8 protein-coding genes are annotated in these 6,127 nt (G+C 64.0%); 5 read left to right on the forward strand and 3 right to left on the reverse strand.

Features of this window, described 5'->3' with window-relative positions:
* From EOC06_RS41560 to rph, 3 genes are all read right to left on the reverse strand, one after another.
* Window positions 1–329, reverse strand: a 329-nt coding sequence (locus EOC06_RS41560; RefSeq protein ID WP_281062019.1) for a non-canonical purine NTP pyrophosphatase, incomplete at its 3' end; no start/stop codon positions are given.
* Window positions 329–739: a VOC family protein gene (locus EOC06_RS03255; RefSeq protein WP_128307077.1), complete on the reverse strand. Its 411-nt coding sequence runs from the start codon at window positions 737–739 to the stop codon at window positions 329–331. The genes EOC06_RS41560 and EOC06_RS03255, both read right to left, overlap by 1 nt.
* A gap of 183 nt (window positions 740–922) precedes the next feature.
* Window positions 923–1,639: a ribonuclease PH gene (rph, locus tag EOC06_RS03265; protein WP_056585385.1), complete on the reverse strand. Its 717-nt coding sequence runs from the start codon at window positions 1,637–1,639 to the stop codon at window positions 923–925.
* Between the two features lie 177 nt (window positions 1,640–1,816).
* On the opposite strand from rph, the gene hrcA reads away from it, so the two are divergent.
* From hrcA to EOC06_RS41565, 5 genes are all read left to right on the forward strand, one after another.
* A complete protein-coding gene (gene hrcA / locus EOC06_RS03270) occupies window positions 1,817–2,899 on the forward strand; it encodes a heat-inducible transcriptional repressor HrcA (protein ID WP_023814157.1) in 1,083 nt (360 codons plus the stop codon).
* 24 nt (window positions 2,900–2,923) lie between these two features.
* Window positions 2,924–3,121 carry a hypothetical protein gene (locus tag EOC06_RS03275; protein WP_023814156.1) on the forward strand — a complete coding sequence of 66 codons (198 nt, stop codon included), beginning with the start codon at window positions 2,924–2,926 and terminating at the stop codon, window positions 3,119–3,121.
* Between the two features lie 97 nt (window positions 3,122–3,218).
* Window positions 3,219–4,571 (forward strand): sorbosone dehydrogenase family protein, encoded by a 1,353-nt coding sequence (locus tag EOC06_RS03280; RefSeq protein WP_128307078.1) that lies wholly within the window; start codon window positions 3,219–3,221, stop codon window positions 4,569–4,571.
* Window positions 4,572–4,845: 274 nt separating this feature from the next.
* The gene (locus EOC06_RS03285; RefSeq protein ID WP_128307079.1) at window positions 4,846–5,463 is read left to right on the forward strand and encodes a LysE family translocator; all 618 of its coding nucleotides are present in this window, start codon (window positions 4,846–4,848) and stop codon (window positions 5,461–5,463) included.
* Between the two features lie 178 nt (window positions 5,464–5,641).
* The coding region (locus tag EOC06_RS41565; RefSeq protein ID WP_245469304.1) for a PLP-dependent cysteine synthase family protein at window positions 5,642–6,127 on the forward strand (486 nt) is incomplete at its 3' end.

Here is a 6,127-nt window from a genome sequence, read left to right on the forward strand (position 1 = left end):
GTGCGTTGAATGGCCATGCCGAAATCTCTGCTGCCATCCGGGGTTTCGGCCCAGTTGGCGGTGTAGACGCCGGGCGCGCCATCAAGCGCGTCGACGCACAGGCCGGAATCGTCCGACAGCGCCGGCAGGCCGGTCGCCTTGGCGGCGGCGAGCGCCTTGATGTAGGCGTTCTCCTCGAAGGTGGTGCCGGTCTCGTCCGGCTCCGGCAGGCCATACTCCTTGGCTGACCTGGCTTCGAAGCCGAACGGCCCCATCAGGTCGGCGAATTCGCGCAGCTTGCCTTCATTGTGGCTGGCGACGACGATCTTCTTGCCATCAAGAGAATGCATCAAAGGCCCCAGATTCGTGGCTCGGCGAATTCGATCGAATTGCCCGAGGGGTCGCGTATATAGATCGAACGGCCGCCCTGCGGCCACTCGATTTCGCTCTCGATGGCGATCTTCTTTGCCTCCAGATGGGCTTTCCAGCCGGCGATTTCATCGGCGGTCGCAGCAAAGCACAGATGGCCCTCGCCGACCGCGCCATGCGGCGGCACCGGCAGCCTGGCGTCAGGCGCCGGCGGCACTTTCGTCGCCTCGGCGTTGAAGACGAGCAGCACGCCCGGCCCGCAGTGGAAGAAGAGGTGGCGGCCGTCGACCTTGCCGAGGAGATTGAGGCCGAGGATGTCGGTGTAGAAGGTTTCCGCTGCGGGAAGATCGGTGACGTAGAGAGCGGATTCAAGGATGGCCGAGGGCGTCACGAGGCGCCCCCCTCTGGCCTGCCGGCCATCTCCCCCTCAAGGGGGGAGATCGGATGCCATTTCGGTATTCGCCAATCTCCGGCGTTGCACGTTGCGCGACAACGCAGAAGTCGCCAATCTCCCCACTTGAGGGGGAGATGGCCGGCAGGCCAGAGGGGGGCGCTCAAATTCGGCATCGAAAAACTAAGCCACCGCCATCTGCTGCAAACTCACCAACCTCTGGATGCCCTTCTTGGCCAGACCCATCAAGTCGGCGAACTGCTCTTCCGAAAAGGGCTCGCCCTCGGCGGTGCCCTGGATCTCGACGATGCCGCCCTTGCCGGTCATGACGAAATTGGCGTCGGTGCCGGCCGAAGAATCCTCGATATAGTCGAGGTCGATGACCGGCTGGCCGTCATGGATGCCGCAGGAGATCGCCGCGACATGGTCCTTCAGCACCTTGGCGACGCTGGCCATCTGGCGCGCTTCCATCCAGCGCAGGCAGTCATACAGCGCCACCCAGCCGCCGGTGATCGATGCGGTGCGGGTGCCGCCATCGGCCTGGATGACGTCGCAGTCGACGGTGATCTGCTGCTCGCCAAGCGCCTGCAGGTCGACCACGGCGCGCAGGGAACGGCCGATCAGCCGCTGGATTTCGAGCGTGCGGCCGCCCTGCTTGCCGGCCGAAGCCTCGCGGCGCATGCGCTCGCCGGTCGAGCGCGGCAGCATGCCGTATTCCGCCGTCACCCAGCCCTTGCCGGAATTGCGCATCCAGCCCGGCACTTTTTCCTCGAGGCTGGCCGTGCACAGGACATGCGTGTCGCCGAACTTCACCAGGCATGAGCCTTCGGCATGCTTGGAGACGCCGCGCTCGAAGGAGATGGCACGCATTTCGTCGAATTGGCGTTTGGAAGGGCGCATTCAGGCTGCTTTCTTGTCATTTTTCGGAATCTTGGCCGGCTTGTAACCGCATGGGCCCCGTGGCGCAAAGGAAAATGGCCTGACGATCGGACTCAGACACCGGGTGATCTCACACAGACACCGGGTTGCGCGGGTGCAGTGTAAGTCTGTATCCTTGGGCCGGAGGTTTTTGGCCGTATGACCAAGGCAGTCGATCCCGCTTCGCAGTCGCCCGCGCTCCAGTCGCTCGACATGCGTTCGCGCGACATCTTCCGGCGTATCGTCGACTCCTATCTAAGAGACGGCGAACCCGTGGGCTCGCGCAGCCTGTCGCGCATCCTGCCGTCCTCGCTGTCGCCGGCGACCATCCGCAACGTCATGAGCGACCTCGAGCATCTCGGCCTGATCTACGCGCCGCACATTTCGGCCGGCCGGCTGCCGACGCAGGCCGGCCTGCGTTTCTTCGTCGATGCCTTCATGGAGCTTGGCGACCTTTCCGACGAGGAGCGCCGCGCCATCGAGGCACAGGTGCGGGCGTCCGGCTCGGGCGCGACGCTGGAACACATGCTGACCGAGGCCAGCCAGATGCTGTCGGGCATGTCGCGCGGCGCCGGCCTGGTGCTGGCCGCCAAGAACGAGGTGGCGCTGAAGCACATCGAATTCATCCAGCTCGAACCGACCAAGGCGCTGGCGGTGCTGGTGTCGCAGAATGGCGACGTCGAAAACCGCGTCGTCGAGCTGCCCGCCGGCATCACCGTCTCGCAACTGCACGAGGCCTCGAATTTCCTCAACGCCCATATACGCGGCCGCACGCTGGCCGAGGCGCGGATCGAGATTGCCCGCATCAAGGAAGAAACCAGGGCCGCGCTCGACACGCTGTCGCAGGACCTGGTCGAGAAGGGGCTGGCGGTGTGGGCCGGCGCCGACAGCGGCCTGCCGGCACGGCTCATCGTGCGCGGGCGCGCCAATCTGCTCGAAAACGTCACCGCCCAGGCCGACATCGAACTGCTGCGGCATCTGTTCGAGGACATGGAGACGCAGGACGGGCTTATCCAGCTGCTTGACCTCGCCGAGCAGGGCTCGGGCGTGCGCATCTTCATCGGCTCGGAAAACAAGCTGTTTTCGCTGTCGGGCTCGTCGCTGGTGGTGGCGCCTTATCGCGACAAGGATGCCCGCGTCGTCGGCGCGCTCGGCGTCATCGGCCCGACCCGGCTGAATTACGCGCGCATCGTCCCAATGGTCGACTATACGGCGCAGCTGATTTCCCGCATGCTGCGCTGAGCTGATCCAACCGAGGAGACGATGATGGCGCTCGAAGAATTCAAGGCCCGGATCAGCCTCCTGCTGGAGGAGATGGTCAACCAGCCGGAAGACCAGCACGAGATCCAGGAGCAGTTGCGCGAAAAACTGCAGGAAATGCGCGCCATGGGCCTGCCGCTGCCGGCCGACCTCGTCGAGTTGGAAAAACGCCTCGACGACGATTTTTACGCCGCCGGGACCTGAACCGGGAAACCGGGAGCTTCCTCCACCTCATCATGTGCCGTGGAACGATCGACGAAACCGGTCGTTCCTGTTTTCACGCCAAACATTGGAGGACCGAATGATGCGTTTTGCCGGCCCCGCACTTTCCGCCGCACTGTTTCTCTCGACCGCTTCATTCGCCCAGCAGGCGGACGAGCCGGTGCTGAAAGGCGCGGACGCCTTCGGTGACTGGCGAGCGGACAAGCCGGGCACACGCCGCCTGATCGAACCGGATGATCTGCCTAAGCCCTATGCCAACAGATCGACCTCTAACAGCGCTGGCGTCGCGCACATGCCGGCAGACGCGAAGCTGCAACTGCCGCCGGGGTTCTCGGCCGAGCTGGTTGCATCGGGCATCGACAATCCACGCGTCGTGCGCGTCGCGCCGAACGGCGACCTGTTCGTCGCCGACAGCAAAGCCAACCAGGTCCGCATCTATCGCCTCGCCGAAGGCGGTGCGAGCCCTGTGCAGGACGGCATCTTTGCCGGCAGTCTCAAACGGCCCTATGGCATTGCCTTCTATCCGCCGGGCGCTGACCCGCAATGGGTCTATGTCGCCAATAGCGACAGCATCGTGCGCTTTGCCTACCGCAATGGCGACCTGAAGGCCTCCGGCGATCCGGAAACCATCGTCGGCAACATCCCTGCCAGTCATCACTGGACCCGCGACATCGCCTTCTCGCCGGATGGCAAGACGCTTTATCTGTCGGTCGGCTCGGGATCGAATGTGGCCGAGCGCATGGGCAAGGAACCGAAGGGCGGCCTCGACGCCTGGGCGAAGTCGCAGCCGTTGGGTGCAGCCTGGGGTTCCGAAGACGGCCGCGCCGGCGTGCTGGCCTTCGATCCCGATGGCAAGAACGGCCGCATCTTTGCCACCGGCCTGCGCAACTGCTCGGGTATGACCGTGCAGCCGGCGACCGGCGCGCTGTGGTGCGTCGTCAACGAACGCGATGCGCTTGGCGACAATGTGCCGCCCGAATACGCGACCGTGGTCAAGGAGGGCGCCTTCTATGGCTGGCCCTGGTACTATATCGGCGACAATGAGGATCCGCGCCACAAGGGTGAGCGCCCCGATCTTGCCGGCAAAACGACCGTTCCCGATGTGCTGATGCAGGCGCATTCGGCTCCGCTCAACATCGCCTTCTACGAAGGGAAGAGCTTTCCGGCCGAATACAAGGGCGATGCTTTCGTCGCTCTGCACGGTTCATGGAACCGCGGCAACCGGACCGGCTACAAGGTGGTGCGATTGCTGTTCAAGGACGGCAAGCCGACCGGCGAATATGAGGATTTCATCACCGGCTTCGTCGTCTCCAACGGCGAGGTCTGGGGCCGGCCGGTCGGCGTAGCGGTGGCGAACGACGGCGCGCTGATCGTCAGCGAGGACGGCAACGGCACCATCTGGCGTGTCACCCATGGCGACGGTCGCTCCTGATCTGCTCGGGTAGCGCAGGCCCCCTCACCCGGATTGCCAACCGAATTGCGAAGAGCAATTCGGGACAATCCGCCCTCTCCCCGGCGGGTAGAGGAGGTAGGCGGGCCCGCGCTCGTCTCTTCTCCCCAGCGGGGAGAAGGTGGCCGCGAAGCGGCCGGATGAGGGGGCTTCGTAAGGCGAGGCCCCCGATATCTGGTGCAATAGAATCCGACCCCAGGGAATTCAATCTTAGCCGGTCCCATGCGACAAGGCATTCTGATCTGAGACGAATGCCATGACCCTTACCGGATTCCTCGCCTACAGCGCCGCCCTCGGCATCGCAGCCGCGATCCCTGGCCCCGGCATCACCGCTCTGGTCGCGCGTGCGCTCGGCTCCGGCTTCCGCTCGTCGCTGGCGATGTCCTTTGGCCTGATGGTTGGCGACATCACCTATCTGACCGCCGTGGTGCTCGGCCTCGCCTTCGTCGCACAGAGTTTCGGCATGGTTTTCCTGGCCATCAAGTGGCTCGGCGTCGCCTATCTCGCCTTCCTCGGCTGGCGCTTCTGGAACAGCGGCATCACGCCCGAGACCGTCGAGGCCCGAACGGGCAGGGCGGGATTGCTGTCGAGCTTTGCCGCCGGCCTGACTGTCACGCTCGGCAATCCGAAGACGATGATCTTCTATCTCGCCATCACGCCGACCATCGTCGACCTGAAAACCATCACGCTGGCAGAGTATGGTATCCTCGTCGCGCTGACCGTTGTCGTGCTGTTGGTGGTGCTGGTGCCGTATCTTGCGCTGGCTGCCAAGGCGCGCTGGTTCCTGAAATCTCCGCGCGCGCTCAAGGCGCTGAACCGCACGGCTGCCGGTTTCATGGTCGGTGCCGCTGCAGCGATTGCCGCCCGCCAATAGCGAGCTTTCGGCCAAAGCATTTCGCAAACAGGCCTTTGCGGGAAATGCTTTTCCGAGACGGCACTGTTTTAGACACAGGTCCCACTCGGATATTTTCAATCGACAGTCTATCTTGCGCGGTCGAAGGTCCTATCTTGCCTGAAATCCTTACTCGCCTGAAGTTCTGGGAGCGAAACAAATGAAGAAGCCCGCCACATCAGCCCGCGTGCCCGGCCGCGGCCGCGTCTACGGTTCCATCACCGACACGATCGGCGATACGCCCCTGGTGCGGCTCGACAAGTTCGCCCGGGAAAAGGGCATCGTCGCCAATCTCATCGCCAAGCTCGAATTCTTCAATCCGATCGCCTCGGTCAAGGACCGCATCGGCGTGGCGATGATCGAGGCGCTGGAGGCGTCGGGCAAGATCTCTCCCGGCAAGACCACGCTGATCGAACCGACGTCGGGCAACACCGGCATTGCGCTTGCCTTCGCCGCTGCCGCCAAGGGCTACAAGCTGATCCTGACGATGCCCGAAACGATGTCGATCGAGCGCCGGAAAATGCTGGCGCTGCTGGGCGCGGAGCTGGTGCTGACAGAAGGCCCGAAAGGTATGAAGGGCGCCATCGCCAAGGCCGACGAACTGGCAGCGACGATCCCCAATGCGATCATCCCGCAGCAGTTCGAG

The sequence above is a fragment of the Mesorhizobium sp. M7A.F.Ca.MR.362.00.0.0 genome, assembly GCF_004023175.1.
In the GTDB taxonomy this organism is placed as follows: Bacteria; Pseudomonadota; Alphaproteobacteria; order Rhizobiales; family Rhizobiaceae; genus Mesorhizobium.

Bases quoted from the DNA above. Each gene is read 5' to 3' on its own strand.
- rph (WP_056585385.1), bottom strand. From the start codon at position 1,639: ATGCGCCCTTCCAAACGCCAATTCGACGAAATGCGTGCCATCTCCTTC.
- hrcA (WP_023814157.1), top strand. From the start codon at position 1,817: ATGACCAAGGCAGTCGATCCCGCTTCGCAGTCGCCCGCGCTCCAGTCG.
- EOC06_RS03275 (WP_023814156.1), top strand. From the start codon at position 2,924: ATGGCGCTCGAAGAATTCAAGGCCCGGATCAGCCTCCTGCTGGAGGAG.
- EOC06_RS03280 (WP_128307078.1), top strand. From the start codon at position 3,219: ATGATGCGTTTTGCCGGCCCCGCACTTTCCGCCGCACTGTTTCTCTCG.
- EOC06_RS03285 (WP_128307079.1), top strand. From the start codon at position 4,846: ATGACCCTTACCGGATTCCTCGCCTACAGCGCCGCCCTCGGCATCGCA.